Annotated in this window: 12 protein-coding genes and 5 tRNA genes; 11 read left to right on the forward strand and 6 right to left on the reverse strand. The window is 45.3% G+C overall.

Annotated elements, in window-relative coordinates; translation table 11 throughout:
- Window positions 1-31: 31 nt before the first annotated feature.
- Complete coding sequence (locus SP90_RS06055) at window positions 32-5017, reverse strand: response regulator (protein WP_066853630.1); 4986 nt, start codon at window positions 5015-5017, stop codon at window positions 32-34.
- 116 nt (window positions 5018-5133) lie between these two features.
- A complete protein-coding gene (locus SP90_RS06060) occupies window positions 5134-5790 on the reverse strand; it encodes a substrate-binding periplasmic protein (RefSeq protein ID WP_197498766.1) in 657 nt (218 codons plus the stop codon).
- A 542-nt stretch (window positions 5791-6332) separates the two neighbouring features.
- Here SP90_RS06060 and SP90_RS06065 point away from each other — a divergent pair.
- The 5 genes from SP90_RS06065 to SP90_RS06085 all read left to right on the forward strand — a co-directional run bounded on the left by SP90_RS06065 (window position 6333) and on the right by SP90_RS06085 (window position 10409).
- Window positions 6333-7100 (forward strand): rhomboid family intramembrane serine protease, encoded by a 768-nt coding sequence (locus tag SP90_RS06065; protein ID WP_066853634.1) that lies wholly within the window; start codon window positions 6333-6335, stop codon window positions 7098-7100.
- A gap of 138 nt (window positions 7101-7238) precedes the next feature.
- A complete protein-coding gene (locus SP90_RS06070) occupies window positions 7239-8036 on the forward strand; it encodes an ABC transporter ATP-binding protein (protein ID WP_066853730.1) in 798 nt (265 codons plus the stop codon).
- 2 nt (window positions 8037-8038) lie between these two features.
- Window positions 8039-9199 carry a SufB/SufD family protein gene (locus SP90_RS06075; protein ID WP_066853636.1) on the forward strand — a complete coding sequence of 387 codons (1161 nt, stop codon included), beginning with the start codon at window positions 8039-8041 and terminating at the stop codon, window positions 9197-9199.
- A 162-nt stretch (window positions 9200-9361) separates the two neighbouring features.
- The gene (locus tag SP90_RS06080; protein ID WP_066853638.1) at window positions 9362-9811 is read left to right on the forward strand and encodes a hypothetical protein; all 450 of its coding nucleotides are present in this window, start codon (window positions 9362-9364) and stop codon (window positions 9809-9811) included.
- Between the two features lie 28 nt (window positions 9812-9839).
- The gene (locus SP90_RS06085) at window positions 9840-10409 is read left to right on the forward strand and encodes a flavodoxin family protein (RefSeq protein WP_066853640.1); all 570 of its coding nucleotides are present in this window, start codon (window positions 9840-9842) and stop codon (window positions 10407-10409) included.
- On the opposite strand, the gene SP90_RS06090 is transcribed toward SP90_RS06085, so the two are convergent.
- From SP90_RS06090 to dksA, 3 genes are all read right to left on the reverse strand, one after another.
- Window positions 10399-11364 (reverse strand): NAD(P)-dependent alcohol dehydrogenase, encoded by a 966-nt coding sequence (locus SP90_RS06090; RefSeq protein WP_066853642.1) that lies wholly within the window; start codon window positions 11362-11364, stop codon window positions 10399-10401. The genes SP90_RS06085 and SP90_RS06090 overlap by 11 nt on opposite strands.
- 122 nt (window positions 11365-11486) lie before the next feature.
- Complete coding sequence (locus tag SP90_RS06095; RefSeq protein WP_066853644.1) at window positions 11487-13085, reverse strand: NFACT RNA binding domain-containing protein; 1599 nt, start codon at window positions 13083-13085, stop codon at window positions 11487-11489.
- A gap of 6 nt (window positions 13086-13091) precedes the next feature.
- Window positions 13092-13454 (reverse strand): RNA polymerase-binding protein DksA, encoded by a 363-nt coding sequence (gene dksA, locus SP90_RS06100; RefSeq protein ID WP_066853646.1) that lies wholly within the window; start codon window positions 13452-13454, stop codon window positions 13092-13094.
- A 522-nt stretch (window positions 13455-13976) separates the two neighbouring features.
- On the opposite strand from dksA, the gene SP90_RS06110 reads away from it, so the two are divergent.
- The 5 genes from SP90_RS06110 to SP90_RS06130 all read left to right on the forward strand — a co-directional run bounded on the left by SP90_RS06110 (window position 13977) and on the right by SP90_RS06130 (window position 14517).
- Window positions 13977-14051: transfer RNA gene (locus tag SP90_RS06110), tRNA-Gly, on the forward strand.
- 87 nt (window positions 14052-14138) lie between these two features.
- Window positions 14139-14213: transfer RNA gene (locus SP90_RS06115), tRNA-Gly, on the forward strand.
- Between the two features lie 45 nt (window positions 14214-14258).
- Window positions 14259-14333 (forward strand) — tRNA-Gly (locus SP90_RS06120).
- Window positions 14334-14361: 28 nt separating this feature from the next.
- Window positions 14362-14436: transfer RNA gene (locus SP90_RS06125), tRNA-Cys, on the forward strand.
- Between the two features lie 6 nt (window positions 14437-14442).
- Window positions 14443-14517 (forward strand) — tRNA-Gly (locus SP90_RS06130).
- A gap of 209 nt (window positions 14518-14726) precedes the next feature.
- Here SP90_RS06130 and SP90_RS06135 read toward each other — a convergent pair.
- Window positions 14727-17285: a tetratricopeptide repeat protein gene (locus SP90_RS06135; protein WP_082936317.1), complete on the reverse strand. Its 2559-nt coding sequence runs from the start codon at window positions 17283-17285 to the stop codon at window positions 14727-14729.
- An 87-nt stretch (window positions 17286-17372) separates the two neighbouring features.
- Between SP90_RS06135 and SP90_RS06140 the strand changes: the two genes are divergently transcribed.
- Window positions 17373-17735: a molybdenum cofactor biosynthesis protein MoaE gene (locus SP90_RS06140; protein WP_066853651.1), complete on the forward strand. Its 363-nt coding sequence runs from the start codon at window positions 17373-17375 to the stop codon at window positions 17733-17735.
- Window positions 17736-17852 lie beyond the last annotated feature (117 nt).

Here is a 17852-nt window from a genome sequence, read left to right on the forward strand (position 1 = left end):
ACCCATATGTAATACACAACACGCACATTAGCTACGATGCTATTGCAGAGACTTCTGCTTCAAACTGATCTAGCAGTGCAAGTGCATTTTCAAAATCATAATCACGCACCATTTCAACCATGCTTTCCACAAGCTCCTGAACCTCAGGCTCAGCGCCAACAGTATGCTGTATATTCTCTATTACATCAACAGCTTCTGCATCATCATCGTGTAACAATTTACGCAGTTTTGCTAACGCTCCCTGCATATCTTTTTTACTCAGCAACGACTCATATGTTATCGAAGACAACATAAGCTGCTGTCGTATGTCAGTCACTGTAACAGCAAGCAGGCTTCCCAGTGTATTCACCAGCTTCCGCTGAACAGAATGTGGCTTCTCAGCCTGAATACTGGATTCAAGGTCAGCAGCGATATGTTGAATGTCACTTGCACCAACATTCCCTGCAACACCTTTTAACGTATGTGCATGCCGTATTGCGGCCTCGCTATCTCCTTCCTGCAACACTTCATTCATTACAACACTAAAATCTGCCTGTGTTTCTGCAAAACGGACAAGCAGTCTGCGGAGCAAAGCCTTATTCTGCTGACAGGTGCGTAACCCTTTTTCTACATCGATTCCTGCAATCTCTGGAAAATCTTCCTCAAGCATACCAGCATGTTTTAATAACTTTGCAGAGAATTTCGGAGTAATCCATCGAGCCATTTTACTAAACATGTCAGAGAGTTCGAGCGGCTTTGCAATGTGATCATTCATCCCGGCTTCCAGAACTTTTTCTCTATCAGAAACCATCGCATTCGCTGTCATAGCTATGATCGGTAAATCTACAAACCTGCTGTCTTCCCGAAGCCTGCGGGTTGCTTCATACCCATCCATTACCGGCATCTGACAATCCATCAGCACACCATCAAATGTTCTTTCTTCCAGAAGGGCAATCGCTTCTTCGCCATTTTCCGCCACGGCCACAGTCATTCCGTTAGCTTCCATCAACTCAACAGCAAGCTCCTGATTCACTTCATTATCTTCAACAAGCAGCACTGTAGCACCTGCAAGTTTACGCACTGACGAATCTACCCTATTTTGCCGATCAGCATCACGGGTTGGTAAAGCTACCTCTTCTCCATCAGAAGAAGCCAACACTCGCAATAACGATTTTTGGGTCAACGGCTTCATAACAAAAGCATCGATAATTCCATTCTGTGTTGCATGCTGCGCAACTTCACGCCCGAATGCCGTTACCATTATGACCTCAGGACAAATCCTGTCTGCATACTGCTCTTTAATAAGAGTAGCCGTTGTAATACCGTCCATATCCGGCATTCGCCAGTCCAGGAAGATTGTTGTGTACTGATCTATAGCTTCAGGACGCTGCACCTTCTCCACCGCATCTCTTCCGTTTTCCGCAACATCAACAATGTAGCCGAGCTCAATGAGCATTGCAGATAAGATTTCTCGTGAAGTTTTACTGTCATCAACAACAAGTGCTCTGCCACCAGCAGCAGACAGTTTTGGCAAAAGCACTGCTGAGTTGTCATCAACATCCAGCTGAACCGTAAAGGAAAATGTAGTGCCAGCCTTAAACTCACTCTCAACCCAAATTTCACCGCCCATCAGCGTTACCAGCCTGCGGGCAATAACAAGACCGAGGCCGGTACCACCGTAGCGTCTGGTCGTTGATGCGTCTCCCTGCGAAAAAGATTTGAATAATTTTTCTACTTGCTCCTGCTTCATCCCTATTCCGGTATCCTTCACAGCAAACAGTAATAAAATTTCACTGCCGGAAACACGCTCAACATTCACAGAAACGACAACCTCACCCTCTTCTGTAAATTTAACAGCATTATTTCCGATATTGACGAGAACCTGAGTCAATCGGAGCGGATCTCCCACAAGCTCGTGTGGAACATCGGGAGCAACGTTAAAAAGTAACTCAAGCCCCTGCTCTTCCGCCTTCAAGCCGACAATTCCAGCCACGTCCTGCATTACATCATCAAGAGTGAACGGCACTCCCTCCAATTGCATTTTCCCTGCTTCAATTTTTGAAAAATCCAAAATATCGTTGATAATTCCTAGTAACGAATATGCCGCCCTATGCACCTTTTCAATAAAGTTACGCTGGCGATCATCTAACTCTGACTGCAAGGCCAAGTGCGACATACCCAAAATGGCATTCATCGGAGTACGAATTTCGTGGCTCATATTGGCAAGAAATTCACTTTTTGCATTAGAGGCTTCTTCAGCTGTAACTCTGGCAGACTCCAGTTCCATTTCCATGCGCTTACGTTCTGTAATATCGGTAAAGACAATAACGCACCCTTGGATACCATCTTCACTCACAATCGAACGCGATGTGTATTCCACAGGGAAGACTACACCATATTTTGTGACAAAAAATTCGTTCCTGTTTGTCGCGGTGTATCCTTGATTCAATGCTTCATAAATTGGCGAGGCGGATGTTTGCTCTGCCAGTACAGCTTCTTTATCAACTAAAATTTGACCAAGAATTTTTTTACCGACGATTTCACTGCTGGAATACCCCAATAAAGACAGAGCAGCGTCATTGGCGAACATAACCTTTCCGCGGTTATCCAGACCAAGCAGCCCCTGCCCGACAGATTTCAAAATAAGACGCCACTGCTTTTCAAGCTCCTCAAGTTCGTTCGTACGCTCCTGAACCATGTTCTCCAACTTATCCTTGGACTGCCTCAAGGTGCGGTTTGCTTTTCGCCCTAGGCTCAACGTGAACAAAATTGAAGGAATAGTAAAAGAAAGCATGAGGATCATCATGGCAATGACACTATACTTAAAACGCGTAAACTGACTCAGAACCTCTGAAGCACGAGCTTCACTGACCAGACCTATATTCAACCCCTCGATCCAGCGGGCAACACCTACTACCAGTTCGCCTTTCTTATTTTTATATTCAACGAGTCGCATACCTGGCTGCACTTTAACATCTTCGTAGGAACTAAGCACAAACGGCACATCCATATCTACAAAAGCACTCAGGTGTGATCGATGCTGCTCGGGCGGTAAAAAGCACTGGTCATAGATAATCCTTCCTCTGGCATCGACAGCAAACACATTGCCACGGCGCTCCAAGCTTCCATTACGAATAGGCATATGAAAGTTATCGTCCACATCCAACTCTGCTGCGAGCACTGCAATAGGTCTCCGTGTGTTATCTACAATAGGCATCAGTAGGTACATCACGTGCTCATCAGTGCCGGAAGCAGTTAGCCTGAAATGGCAGGGAGGAACAAACACAGTCTGGCCGGCTAACACTTTTTGGAATAATGCAGGATGGTTCTGGGCAATGGTGCTTCCGCCGCTTTTTCCTGACCCGATAATCACATCTCCCTTTATGGACAGCAACATACGGGACTGGTCACCTGATAGCACATTGTATTGTTCCCAGTAGGTTTTCAGTTTTTTCAATGCAGCCTGATACTCGCTGGACTCTTTCTTACCGGATAAAGAGGTCACCTGATCCACAAACGTAAAAAAGACTTTTCTTCCGGCTATGTACTGAAGAATTCGCGAATGTGAATCCACCATGCGCAATAACCGAGTTTCAGTTACTTTTAAGGCTGTTTCCAATGCCTGCTCTTCTTTCTGAAGAATATCTTTCTTGCTTTCTGAAAGGATAAACCACGACGTTCCAATACAAAACAGCACAAATAGTGCAATGGCCAGCATCAACAGCCTTGCAAAGCTGAAAGACCCAAATGCAAGCCCTTCATCTTCCTCCGACCCTTCATTCAGAGTTCGAACAATCTGATACAGAATCAAAAGGACAATAATAAATAGCAAGATCAGCAGCGCGATATTTCGCCCAAAAGTATCCTCCCCCTTTGTAGCTTGCGAACTGGTCTCCTGCGCCAGAAGATATTGCTTTGTCAGTTCGTCTTTTTCTGCTTCTGTTATGGAATTAAGTGTCTTTTCGAGAATTGAATTAAGGTAAGGATTCTTTTTTGTTGTAAAGAAATGTAGCGACTGCGAAGGGAATTCATTTTGTGGAACAGCCTTGATACCGGTCACCCCGCTTTCTCTTTGCGTATACAGCACTGCCATATGTGCATCAATTAACGCATCAACTTCATTGTTCAATAACATCGCAATAGAATCGATAAGAGACGGAGTATTCACAATCGTTATGTCAGGATAGCGGGAATTAAGTAAGGTTGTCATAATATACCCTTTAACAATGGCAACCTTCTTACCTCTGAGATCACTAACCTTTTTTATTGAGGTATTATCATCCCGTACAAAAATAAAATCCCGCACGCTCATAAATGGAGAAGTAAAATTTCCCAGTTTGTCGCGTGAAGGATGGTAGTAGATATTAGGAAGCAGATCTATTTCACCACTGGAAAACTGCTCCATCAGATCAGAAAATTCTCCCTGTATAAACTCAAACCGAACCGGAACACGCGCACTGATCTTCTCCAACAGATCAATAACAATTCCTCGCGCCTTTCCTTCAGACAAGAAGTAATTAAAGGGGGGCCACTGTTCGATCCCCACTCGAACTACCGGATTTCTCTCAATCCATTCCTGCTCTTTGTCTGTCAGCCATACTTCTCTATTAGCTCCCTCCTTTGCCAAGGGATCATCATAAAAAAGTTCAAGTCGTCCAATGTTTATGTCATCGTAAAAAATAGAGGCTGTAAACTTAGGATATTGCTGAGCTGTTAACGGAATGGTTTTATTAAAAAAACCAATAGTTCGGGTTCTATGGTATGTGAAAAAAGGCGTATTTGAGGTTGTATCAACAATGCGCAATGCTTTAATTTCGGGTGTTTTCTTTATGATAACGGAGAGAGTTTCTTCTAGTTGGGCTCTATCAAGATTATACAAAAAAACTGCACTTAAATGCGATAACTCTGTCGCAAGTGCAGAACCTGTTTGCCCAAATCGAGCGTGCCCACCAGTACTTTCTCCGAAAGCCACTGTCTTCACAGCAACAATCAGCAGTACGGTAGCGATTATCATAAATACAGTTCGCAGCAGCTTCATCACCACACCAACAACCCTTTTACTCCAGTCAAGTAACCCCTGTTATGCCCCACAGGCTGTTCTAAAAAACATTTGCTGTCACAACACAATACGCAAAGACCAATCTAGTCCTATTTTCAAGTTCCAGCATGCTCCTTACTATACCTATCCAGCAAGGCAGCAAGACGTCCGTCCTCTTTCATTCTGACGAGAGCAGCATCAAGTCTCGGTAGCAGTTCTAGGTTTCGCTTGTGTAGACGCAGGCGCATATTGTGTGTCGAAATAGGTTGAGAGGCTGCAATATGGTACAACTGTCCCTGCGCCAAATAGCGGTAAATATCCAAGGGCATTATGGTGTAATCACACCGTTTTTTATCAATCATTTTAAGCAGCTGAGCTTCACAAAGAAAATCTTGACGATTTATGTTCCCGCTAACAGCAGGTTTACTGAAACCAATCACACCGCAAAATTTATCACCGGACGGGACGTTTTTCTGTGCATCAAAACTTCCTTTTGCTGCACTCGTTACATACACCTCTTCGGAAAGCATAAATGGTACAGAATAAACAGAATTTTCAACTTCACCCTTCTCTCTTCTCCATTGCGGCGCTATCCCCATTTCAACATCCAGCTTACCGGCAACCATGTATAGTCTTAACCGTGCCTTTGGCAGTGCTTTAAATGTAAAATGAATTTCGGTGTCTTTTTCCAGTTCGTGCAACACCTCAATAAAAATACCGTGATACTCTCCTGCACTGTCTTTCCAAAAATATGGTGGGCGATCGACGTTCATTAAACCGACCACAAGTGAGTCAGCACTTGCATTTACACAAGTACTCAACACACAGCATACAACTGCAATACACAGCAAAAAACGGTTCATTACACCCATCCCCCGTCTTATCGGCTCATTTCAACAGTTCTTCAGGTCATGAACTAAAAACATCTTTCGCAACTCATACCCTCTATACTCAGTGTTGTTGTCTTTTCTATAAAAGTAACCACTGCAAAAAATTCACTCGTCGCTATGCAAAACTTTTTTGCACTCTGCTTTCTCTGCTGGAACAAATTAGCTCAGGCTATATGTATATACATAAAGACACGCAGCTAGCCATTGCTCAAAATTGGACTGCACCATACTGTTTCATACAGAGTTTTACTGAATTATCAAAGCACTAATCGTTTTTTTCTGCACAATATTTTTCAATAAAAAAACACACTGTAGCTTTATTCCCGACTATCGCTTGCACCTTTTATTCACAATCGACACAGTATAGCCTCTGCAGAATTTTCTATTGTACTAGGCAACACAGTTTGAATAGTTTACCGTAAGGCATGATCCCACTCCATGACTCAATCCCCCGTGTTCACAAGCCTTACATGCTGTATGCCATAATGACTGCATGCTTTGCTGTCTTTTTATTTGAAAAAACATTGCCTCAGGATTACCTGACAGAATTTTTTTATTTATACGGTGTAGTTCCGGCAAGGTTCACGAATCCCGAGTGGGCTGTGCGGATGCACTTTCCCCCCGACGCAGACTATGTATTCATTACACATCTATTTATCCACGGGGGTTGGCTGCACATCATATTCAACATGTGGTTTTTATGGATATTCGGAGATAATATTGAAGATGTAATGGGCCCAGTGCGGTTTCTTCTCTTCTATCTGACCTGCGGCATCGCTGCCATAGGGATCAATATATTGTTCACACCTACCAGCATGACTCCAGTGGTAGGTGCCTCCGGTGCCATAGCGGGAGTCATGGGCGCATACTTTCTGCTTTACCCGCACGCCAGAGTTCTTACACTCATTCCCGTAGTCATTATTCCGTTCTTCTTTAACCTTCCGGCAGTATTCTTCTTACTGCTTTGGGTTGTCATCCAGTTGATATTCGGCATCATTTCGCTGGGTGGCCATGCAGAAACATCAATTGCATGGTGGGCGCACGCAGGCGGGTTTGCATGCGGCTTCATCCTGCTTCCGCTTTTCAGAAAAAAGAACCGCTGCTACTACTGTATAGTGCCCGAAGGTACCCCGCCGGTTCGCCCGGAAGTTCTCTCTCCTAAACCGGGAGACATCCCTCCTTCAGAAGAGTGATTAGCCACCGCTTACCAACTGCTGGTGATCTATTCCTCACGCAAAACACGATTGACTTGAGCCGATTGATACCGCATAACGGGACGTCCAGTTACACTTAAGATGACTGAAAAAGAATCCCGTAAGGACGGTTCTCTCATGCTTGAAATTAAAAACCTTCACGTTAACATCGGCGATAAAGAGGTTCTTAAAGGAATTGACCTTATTATCGAAGACGGTGAAACGTTTATTCTGTTCGGCCCAAACGGCTCCGGTAAAACAACACTGCTTATGACCCTTATGGGCTTCGGTAACTACACTGTTACTGAAGGGCAGATCATTTATAAGGGACAAGACATCACCTACGCTCCAATGTATGAGCGCGCCCGCCTCGGTATCGGTATGTCTTTCCAGCGCCCTCCTACAATTCACGGCCTCAAGACCAGCCACCTTGTAAAGATGTGCGGACAGGGACGTGACGTTGATGTTGAAGGTCTTGCAAAGAAAGTGAACTTCAGCAGTTTCCTCGACCGTGACATTAACGCAGGTTTTTCCGGCGGCGAAATTAAACGCTCCGAAATGCTCCAGCTGATGGCTCAGCGCCCGGACCTGATCTTATTCGACGAGCCTGAATCCGGTGTTGACCTTGAAAACATGGCTCTTATCGGTAAAACCGCTAAGAACCTTCTTGATGGTCTGACTGAAGGCTGCACTATGAAAAAAGCAATGCAGCGTTCCAGCACTTCCGGTCTCATCATCACCCACACTGGTCACATTCTCGAATACGTTAATGCTGACCGTGGTCAGGTCATGTACAACGGCAAGCTTTGCTGCGAAGCAAACCCACGTGACATTCTTGATCATATTTCCAACCACGGATATCAGGAATGCCTGCGCTGTCTTTCCGCTGAAACCGGTGAGATTCTTGATCTCTCCAGCTTTAACGAGGCTTCCTAGATATGAAAAAAATCGATCTTTCCCAGTACCGTGCAGATGGTGCTACCGAAGCTGCCATTGAAGATTTCTCCGGCTTTTCTGCTGAAGATAAAGAACGCCTGCTGTTTGCAGGTATCGATGTAGAAAATCCAAGTGAATCCGGCGCATTCATGCACCTGAACCACTCTGGAGTCCATTGCAAGACCAAGCGAGAAGGTCTTGAAGTTATGGATATTAAGAGTGCCCTCGAAGAATTCGACGGCCTTCCAGACTACTACTGGCAGCTTGTTGATAAAGATAAAGACGAATTTACCAAAGCAGCGCATGACAACCTGCATGGCGGTTACTTCATCCGTGCTAAAGCCGGTGCAAAAATCACCGAACCAGTTCAGTCATGTCTGTTCATCGATAAAGCGGGTATCTCCCAGAACGTACACAACATCGTTGTTGTCGAGGAAGGTGCAGAGCTTCACATTATCTCCGGCTGTGCAACTGCGCACGGTGCTAAAGAATCTGCTCATCTCGGTATCTCAGAGTTTTACGTTCACAAAGGCGGCAAGCTCACCTTCACCATGATTCACAACTGGAGCGAAGATACAGCTGTACGTCCACGCTCCGCAGGTGTTCTGGAAGAAGATGCGGTATTTCTCAGCAACTATGTACTGCTCAAGCCGGTAAAAGATTTGCAAATGTACCCTAAGCTTACTCTGAAAGGTGAAAACTCCGTTGCACGATTCAACTCCGTTATCGTTGCACCGGAAGGCTCCTACATTGACTGCGGTAACCGCATTGAAATGCAGGCTCCAAACACCCGTGCGGAGATTATTGCGCGTACCCTTACCACCGGTGGTACTATCATCAACCGTGGTTATATTGGTGCCGATGCTGTTCCTGCACGCGGTCACCTCGAGTGTAAAGGTCTTATCCTCGGTGGCGGACGTATTCATGCAATCCCTGAACTTGATTCCGATCAGGACGGCGTAGAGCTTTCTCACGAAGCTGCCGTTGGCAAAATTGCTCAGGAAGAAATTGAATACCTTATGGCTCGCGGTCTCGATGAAGACGAAGCAACATCCACCATTGTTCGCGGATTCCTTAACGTGGACATGGAAGGACTTCCTAAAGAACTGCAGGAAGCAATTGAGCAGCAGATTGATGAACTTGATGCAGGCGATGCAATGTAGACTGCCCTGAGTTCAGCTAGTATATATATCCCTCTGATGCACTGCTTCAGAGGGATTTTTATATATAACGGCATGAGAAACTATTTTAAAATACAATATGATGACTATGGTTAGGCTATGCATTCAGTGCCAACCTATACCACGAGCTCAGGGAGGCCTATTGTGAAACGTGTTACCATCATTTTTTCAGCAGTTCTATTCACATTCATGCTCTGCTTAACCCAGACGGCAATGGCAAATGACAAATGCCTTGACTATGCGACCCCACTGGCCACTTCTGCAAAACTGCTTGCAAAATCCATCGCTGCCACAACAGAAGCTCTTGTCGCTGTCAATGAACGTGCAAATGCTAATGAAATCACTTCATTTAACGACTTTGTTGCCTCCGCACAAGAACGCTCAGAGCAAATGGTACGCGACCTGAATGAAAAGCAACAGAGAATTATGGAGCGCGCAGAATCCAGTAAAGACTACACGCTTTGCAAAGAAGACATGCAAGACGAGCTTGATGAATTGAAAGAACTTTCAGCGCAGGCTAAAGACCTGCTGGTAGAACTGAAAGATTCCATTAAAGACATGCTTAGCGAACTAAAGGGAGCTTTCTTCGGATAACCTCCCTCTTCAACCACAGGAAGGAGCTATGAAAGTTCTAGGCATTCTCGGCAGTCCGCGTCCTGATGGGAACAGCTCTACGCTGGCAAAACGGTTTTTAAAAACTGCAAAGGGGCGCGGTGCTGCTACGCGTATATTTTATCTGAATGACCTCGAATATAAAGGATGTCAGGGCTGTTACTCCTGCAAAGGAGACCTGCGGCACTGTATTCTGGAAGACGGGTTGCAGCCTGTCCTGAATGCAATGCACGAGGCCAACATTATTGTACTGTCCTCTCCGAATTATTACGGAGATGTGAGCGGTCAAATGAAGAAATTCATTGACCGTACTTTTTCTCATCTCACTGTAGACTTTATCAAAAGCGATAAAAAAAGCAGGCTTCCAAGCGGGAAACATGCTGTATTTATTGTGACTCAGGCCTCTGGAGAAGACACGTCCAAAGATATTCTGGACAGATATTACAAGCTCAAACACTATCTGGAGTTTGAGGCTATGCATTTTTTGCTAGGCTCAGAGCTTACATATACCAAACGGGTGCAGGAACGTCCGGAGTTACTTGCAGAGGCAGCAAACCTTGCACATGCCCTTATCCGATAGTCAGCACTCTGCGTCCGGCAATTTTTTTATTGCGCTGCATAAACTCATCCAGCGCATTGTCAAACAAAGACACACTCCCTACAACGGGCTCAAGTCTGTCATTGGAAAAAAGCCCCGCAATCTTTGCTAACATTGCTGTTTCTCCATGAGGAACAGACAAGAGCTTCGATTTTTTAGCGGTAAAGTAAGATGAAACTATCCCGAGGCGATCGCGTTCAGGATGCGTTGTGATATAGATACCCTTTGAGGTCAGATGCGGGCACATACTTTCCAGATTCCAGATGCCTGCCACATCAAAAATAACATCAAAGACACTTTCTGAATGCAGAATCTCTTCCTGCGTATATTCGATAAAAGTATTAACTCCCAGTCGGAGCAGTTCATGCCGCTGCCATGAACGCCCCTGTGCAGTTATCTCCGCACCAAGCATTCTTGCAACCTGCACGGCATACATGCCCACGCCTCCGGTAGCTCCGCTCAATAGAATCCGTTGCCCTTCTTCGAGCCCGGCCAGCTCTTGCAAAGCACGCATGGCTGTCATGCAGCCTACGGGAACTGTTGCAGCCTGTACGTGCGTCAACATCGAAGGCTTGTGCCCGATAACGAGCTCTGAAACTGCAATAAACTCCGCATGAGTCACTCCTCCTTCATCCACAGGAGTGTATCCGAAGACCGCATCGCCTTCTGAAAAATGCGCGCTACTCGAGACAACAGTGCCGGAAAATTCATATCCGGTAATAACACCACGTTCAGAGCGGCGTCTTTTTGTCCGCCAGTTCAGCTCCGGTGTCTCAAAAAGCCGCTTATCCCGTCCGTCAATGGAGGCAGCATGAACACGCACCAGTACTTCGCCCTTTTCAGGAACAGGTACTGGGCGTTCTTCAAAAACAATCCGTTCTTCTGGCTTGCGCTCTGGATATAAGACCAGAACATTCATTTGCTGCTGAGGTGACATGGGCAAAGCGCCTCCTTGCTACATGCTCTTCGCACCGCACTTCTAACAGCTTACCCAAGGTTTGAAAGTATAAGCAGTATTCTTTACGAAGCCTGACCGTTCTGCAGCACCAGATATCTCAATCAAATACCTGAGCGCAGAGTTTCTTCAAGTTCAGGCTCGAGCTTTACAAGCAGGGAACCCTCCGCTTCAGCACGAACTTTACCAGCAGCTGCCCCTTTAATTTTCCGGACATTTTTGACACGTGCAAACATGATTCGAGCCTGTTCATCTTCACGCTGCCAGCTTTTTATCCCCACAAGCACAGCGGCTTCACGCAACGTCTGCTCGGGAATCTCCTGATCAGGATAATCAAGATGCAACACAAGGTGCGCACTAGGGCCGTCCTCTGCATGGAACCACAAATCATACGAAGAAACTCTGTTCAAAATTTCATGATTGCCTTGTGCATTACGTCCACGCAGCAATAAAAAGCCGTCAGAACTTCGGAACCGCTGAATAAATTTATCTTTTGCCTGCCGCTTCTGCTGCCTTTTAAGAGCTCCACCGGAAAGTTTTTTCTCTGTCTGCAACTTAGGCACTTCACCTTCACCGCGCTGCAAACGCGCATACTGCATCTCTAAAATATGACGACGTTCTGCAAGCATATCCACCCCGCGCTTACCACGGGTAGCCTGCTTAAACATGTGCGCCATATTTTCTCGGATAGTCTTGCGGGGATCTAAAGTAATTGAAACAGCATCACCCGCCTGCATGCCTTCAATACCGTCCGGTACGGTAAGTGTGACAGAAGGCATTTTCCGATCAGCGTCTATCTGCCACAAACATGCTTGCAGCAGCATCGCTTGCTGTTGCCCTGCTATCATTCTTTCAAGACGATCTTCTTCCTGAGTAAGTCGGGCAAGTGTTTTTTTTGTACGCTTCAACGCCGCTGCTACAGGTTTTGCTGCAATTGAAGCTTCAGCCTGCGCCAACTCTGCAAAAAGACGCGTTTCACCAACCATAGTTGCAGCTTCAATTGCGGTAGCAACAGTACGCTCTTCACGATGTCCGCGAATGCTTTCAGGTAAAGCCCAGACAAAAGCTTCCGCCGGCTTACCGTTTTTTGCGTATACATACACATTACCAAGCTCGCTGATGTCCTCTTCAGATGCCACAGAGCCGTACCCGTATTCCAGATCAACGAACAACGCCTGTGCATCCATCGGATCTTCACCGAGTAATGTTGTCAGTACATTTCGTAAAGGAGGGGTCAGCTGAGGATATTTACTCCAGACCTCACTGCTTGCCAGAACTTGTGGCAGATCTTCAGGTTCACACCATGCAGGCTCAAAACCGGCCCACTCAGGTTCTTCCTTGGCTATGAAGACACCGTTGCACAAATCAAGCACAAGCCATGTGACAGGAGTTGTAGAAAGAGGAAAGGCAATACGTCGATTACACCAGTCAACAACAGGCGCACCAAGACGCTTACCTGCAGCGTATTTACGCAACCACATTGACTTTGCAGAAGGGGTGTCAGGATTTACAGGACGTTTGTCACTGAGAAACAGGAGGGGAAAACGGCGACCGGCCTGAAGCAGAATATTCTGCTTCCGGCCGGTGCGGTGTATTACTATTGTAGTGGTGTCGGGAGCCGGTTCAAAAAACTTTTCTATACGTGCACCGATAAGATGCACAGAAAGTTCCACACACAGCCGCCGAAAAAAGTGTGCTTCCATTATTCGCTAGTCAGCGCGCTGGCGCTCGTCCTCTTCCTGCTTGCTTTTGCAGTTAATGCAAAGCTTAGTTACAGGACGTGCTTCAAGTCGGGCAACACCGATATCTTCGCCACATTCATCACAAATGCCATAAGAACCTTCATCAAGGCGGGCAATTGCAGAGCGAATCTTTTTAATGAGCTTACGCTCGCGATCACGAATACGTAACGTAAAGGCGCGATCAGATTCTGCGGTTGCACGGTCAGCTGGATCTGCAAACATTTCACTGTTGTCAGTCAAATCATCCAGAGTTGCGTCGCCCTTTTGCTGGGCTTCTTCGAGCATTTCGTTCAGAAGCTTACGGAAGTGATCAAGATCTTTCTGTTCCATGTATGTCCTCCTCGGCATCTTTCAAACTGCGGCTGCTAATTTTTATAGCAGCCAAAACTACACTGCAAATAACGCCAAGAGTATGGTCGTATGCGCATTACCATAAAGAAGAACAACCCAATAAACTAAAATATCTTAAAAAGCAAAGCTCTCGTGAGGAGTTATAATCCATTTGGTAACATTGTGTTGTATCAGGACAAATGTAGCCCCAAAAAACAAGGTTACCATGATTATTAGATACTTCAACCACATTCGTATAGTTAATCATATATACCACCAGACAAATTCCCTCTGTTTTTTATTTTCCACAAACAGGAATACATTCTTTTTTGTAAGCTTCGCCCTTATTCTTCCCATGCAACAGCACCTCACACTCACTTCATAAGAGTGCACACCTATTTCCCAGTCCATTTTGCAGTACTTTGCAGAAAAAAAGATTTTTTTTGCCTTTTTTGCTTGACCGGTGGAGAGCCTCTGCGTATACACCTCCCCCGTTGGGACGAACAAGTCCCTGCGTAACGAGCGGGAATAACTCAGTGGTAGAGTACAACCTTGCCAAGGTTGGAGTCGCGAGTTCAAATCTCGTTTCCCGCTCCATTAAAAAACAAAATAGCAGTCGCTTTTAGCTTGATTATACCAAAAAAGTTCCTTAAAAGCTGTCTGCATTGCTCATAAGCATTATGAGCGGGAATAACTCAGTGGTAGAGTACAACCTTGCCAAGGTTGGAGTCGCGAGTTCAAATCTCGTTTCCCGCTCCAAAAATTTACTTTCCTTTCAGTTTATTTTATACTGTCTGGATATGAGCGGGAATAACTCAGTGGTAGAGTACAACCTTGCCAAGGTTGGAGTCGCGAGTTCAAATCTCGTTTCCCGCTCCACTTAAAAATTAGTTTTTTCTCTTTTTGAGGCGACATGGCCAAGCGGTAAGGCAGAGGTCTGCAAAATCTCCATTCTCCGGTTCAAATCCGGATGTCGCCTCCATCAAGAGCGGGAATAACTCAGTGGTAGAGTACAACCTTGCCAAGGTTGGAGTCGCGAGTTCAAATCTCGTTTCCCGCTCCAAAAGATTATAAAGCCAGTTCATTGAACTGGCTTTTTTTGTATCCTCTGTACTCCCTCTTCTATTTCAGTATCAACATTTCTCTGTGCCGAGCACACATTCTTTTTGTAAGACAAAAAACACTCTCCTACACAGTTGCGTAGGAGAGTGTTTTATATTCACAAGAGTAATTTTGTAAGACCAACTTACTTACAAAAGACAATTAATGCTATCAGGCTATTCCACGAGCCTTATTAAAGTACTTTTCACGCACCTTATCAAAAACAATTACCGTTCTGAAACATGAGGCAATTATTGCAAACACAGAGAATCCAAGAATCAGTTGCTTTTGGATATCCCATTTTTCTTTAAACAAAAGCCCTTGCGCCCATTCCATACCAGTCTGTTGGCCGTAGAACATTGAAAGCGGCAACGCAACGACAACAATGCACATAAACGCCACCTCGATCCAGAAAAACGTTCGGGACATTATGAGCATAAACAGCGTAGAGTCACGCACTACCTTTAAAAACTTCAAACGTTTTTCAAGCCTTTCAAGACGCCTCTCTTCTGTATCTGCAAGAAGTTGCGCTTTTTTAAAGATATCAGCGACCTGAAAATGTGTTTTTAACGCCCAAGCAATGTTGGCTGCACATAAATTATAGTTCTTATTAAATTCCACAAGCGCTCTCGGAAATGGGAACCAAGCAGCCTCCTCCCTGATATATCGCAAACGTTCCCGCTGATCTTGAAATCTTTTTTTCAAAATACCAGCTTCTTTTGTCACATACCTATCCAAATCTTTTGCAAGTCGTTTACAGCCTTGCAGGATAAGCATGTAGGACACGTAGTTTTTGATATCTGTTGCGGCATTCATTCTGTCAATCTGCTTCATGCTTTTGATAAAGAAAGGACTTCCCTCATCAAACCACTCGTGCACTTCTTTTTTCAGATTACCAAGTTCTTCAATGGCTTTTTCAACCTGACTTTCCGCTTCTACCCACGGAGTATAAAGAGCTGACAACACCTGAATGTGACCACGCTCCATCTCTGGGTCTATAAGTACCCTGTTAAAGAAATGCGGTGTACTTTCTACAAGCGAAATTAACGATGACATTGCCTGTTCTGCAAAGCCGATTTTCACCTGACACACAGACTTGCGGTATTGGGCGTCTGTCATAGTCGGACACATGCGAAGCACACGGCTATATAGATCTGAAGCCTTCTGATACTGGGCAGTGTATTCAAGCAATCGAGCCTGAAGGAATACACAATATGCCTGCTTCAACATGGTGTTAGAAAGAATCTCTGCCTCTTTCCACATCATCATTGCCTTGTGGTCATCGCCCCGCTCCATTGCGACAAAACCGGCAAGCATTCTCGGCCGCGGATCACGCGGAGCACGGATACAAATATTAGCCAACTCCTTATCTGCCACATGGTAGTCACCGGACATAAGGTAGCTGAGTGTCCCCCATACCGGGTTACTGTCACGCGGCACAACCTCTTCAAGCCCCTTCGCAAAGTCTTTCCCGCGACAAACCCACATGTGTTGCATCATACGCAGCTGTGAAAGTTCATTCACGCCATACACAGCATTTAATAAAATACCATCATGATCTTTTGAGGCCTGAATCTTCTTTAACGCTTCAGCATCCTTTTTACCCAATTGGGACTCAATGAGATCAAAGCCTTTGTTAAATTCATCGAAACTCAATGTAGAGAGCTGCTGCCACACTTTGGGAGTCAACTTGGTAAGGGAGCGGGTCGGGCATTCTGCTGATGTATGAGAGCGCATACCGCAGTAGAAGCAATGATCATGCGTTCCGGCAATCAAATGCTTGGAAGTCCTGATTGGAAGCATCCCGTTTTCTACAGAATGGTCCACTGCCATGGTCACCTTGCACCAGTCATCTACGCTATTTGAATCCAGTGAAAAATTCACATCGTGCACTTCAAAAGAACGTCCGAGTAAATAGCCGGAGCGATAACTCATATGCGGAAAATCAGGAACAAGCTGGTTCCAGTCCAACCCCATTTTTTTTGGTAAATCAGGTGTAAAGTTTAAACCGCGTTTATTGGTTACAGCAACAACAGCAGGCCAGTATAGATCACGATTGCTTGCTTTCAATTCATCAACAAGCATCAAATGTTCACGAGTCCACTGCCGCAACATCTGTAAGTTTTCCAAATGGAAAACAAGATATGAATCCTGAACAATAAATTTGATATTCAAGCGCTCAAGCAAGTCTTTAATTTCTGAAGAATAGCTCCGCCATCCTTCAAGAAAATTCTTTTCCATTGTGTTGCCGAGCGGCTTAACAACACCATACCAGCCAAGCGTTGACTGATACGGAAGCCTTGGATCTACAATAAGAGAAGACCACTCCACCGGTGCTAAACCTGAACGGGAACCTTCCGGCTTAAAAGTCAGCCCGGGAAGCCCCTTGCCATCCGCGCGACACTTCGGATGTATCCAAATCTGGCAAGAATCAGGGACAATTATCGATTGAGCAGTGAGTGCAGTATCAAGCGAAAAAGAGATTTCACGCTTCGGACTGAATAAAAGCTTTGAAGGAATAATCTGCGCATACAATTGCAGCGCATTAAACTTAGCCCACACACTTAATCGTGCTGCTGCTAAAAATACATCAGAGCTGAAGAAGAACCACAGAGCCTGATCTCTGTCGACTTCAACCTGCAACCCACCGTAGTCCTGCAATGTCTGCACGACTGCCGGGTTAAGTTCGCCATTCCAGTTTATCCACATTCCGTAGCCGGTGGCTACCATACGGGACTCCTGGAACATTGGAAGTTTCTTGAGCAAGTTTGATAAATGAGGCATATCTACCTTTCACCATTACTTTTGGGAGGACTTATGGACATTACCAGAACTCTGGCTGAACTAAAAAAAGACCCGGGTTTTGCCGAAAACGTCGGCATGACACTTATTCATAACGGTACGGTGCGCGGTTGGTCCCGCAAGGACAGACAAGCTGTAACAGCAATCCGCGTCCGTCATGATTACGATAAAATTGAAAGCATCCGTAAGGAGCTGGAGCAAAACGAAGGCATCTACCGCATTATCACAGAAGCATACGAAGGAGACTTCAAGCCCGGCGATGATGTAATGTACCTTATTGTTGCTGGTGACATTCGTGAGAATGTAAAAGCAACCCTTGCTGAACTTCTTGACAGAATCAAATCAGAAGCAGTCACTAAAGAAGAAATTTTTGCCTAATAATTAATCGGCATTTTCTCATTTTTCTCTAGCGCAAATCGTGCGTTGCTCAACAACATGACACTTTTTGCCTGACTACCTTCTTTTTTGTTAATTTTTGCAATATTTATTCCAATA

The sequence above is a fragment of the Halodesulfovibrio spirochaetisodalis genome (assembly GCF_001672295.1).
GTDB classification, from domain to species: domain Bacteria; phylum Desulfobacterota; class Desulfovibrionia; order Desulfovibrionales; family Desulfovibrionaceae; genus Halodesulfovibrio; species Halodesulfovibrio spirochaetisodalis.

What these genes read in the sequence shown, in the direction of transcription:
- SP90_RS06055 (WP_066853630.1), bottom strand. Translation starts at nt 5,017, where the DNA reads ATGAAGCTGCTGCGAACTGTATTTATGATAATCGCTACCGTACTGCTG.
- SP90_RS06060 (WP_197498766.1), bottom strand. Translation starts at nt 5,790, where the DNA reads ATGAACGTCGATCGCCCACCATATTTTTGGAAAGACAGTGCAGGAGAG.
- SP90_RS06065 (WP_066853634.1), top strand. Translation starts at nt 6,333, where the DNA reads ATGATCCCACTCCATGACTCAATCCCCCGTGTTCACAAGCCTTACATG.
- SP90_RS06070 (WP_066853730.1), top strand. Translation starts at nt 7,239, where the DNA reads ATGCTTGAAATTAAAAACCTTCACGTTAACATCGGCGATAAAGAGGTT.
- SP90_RS06075 (WP_066853636.1), top strand. Translation starts at nt 8,039, where the DNA reads ATGAAAAAAATCGATCTTTCCCAGTACCGTGCAGATGGTGCTACCGAA.
- SP90_RS06085 (WP_066853640.1), top strand. Translation starts at nt 9,840, where the DNA reads ATGAAAGTTCTAGGCATTCTCGGCAGTCCGCGTCCTGATGGGAACAGC.
- SP90_RS06090 (WP_066853642.1), bottom strand. Translation starts at nt 11,364, where the DNA reads ATGTCACCTCAGCAGCAAATGAATGTTCTGGTCTTATATCCAGAGCGC.
- SP90_RS06095 (WP_066853644.1), bottom strand. Translation starts at nt 13,085, where the DNA reads ATGGAAGCACACTTTTTTCGGCGGCTGTGTGTGGAACTTTCTGTGCAT.
- dksA (WP_066853646.1), bottom strand. Translation starts at nt 13,454, where the DNA reads ATGGAACAGAAAGATCTTGATCACTTCCGTAAGCTTCTGAACGAAATG.
- SP90_RS06135 (WP_082936317.1), bottom strand. Translation starts at nt 17,285, where the DNA reads ATGGTAGCCACCGGCTACGGAATGTGGATAAACTGGAATGGCGAACTT.
- SP90_RS06140 (WP_066853651.1), top strand. Translation starts at nt 17,373, where the DNA reads ATGGACATTACCAGAACTCTGGCTGAACTAAAAAAAGACCCGGGTTTT.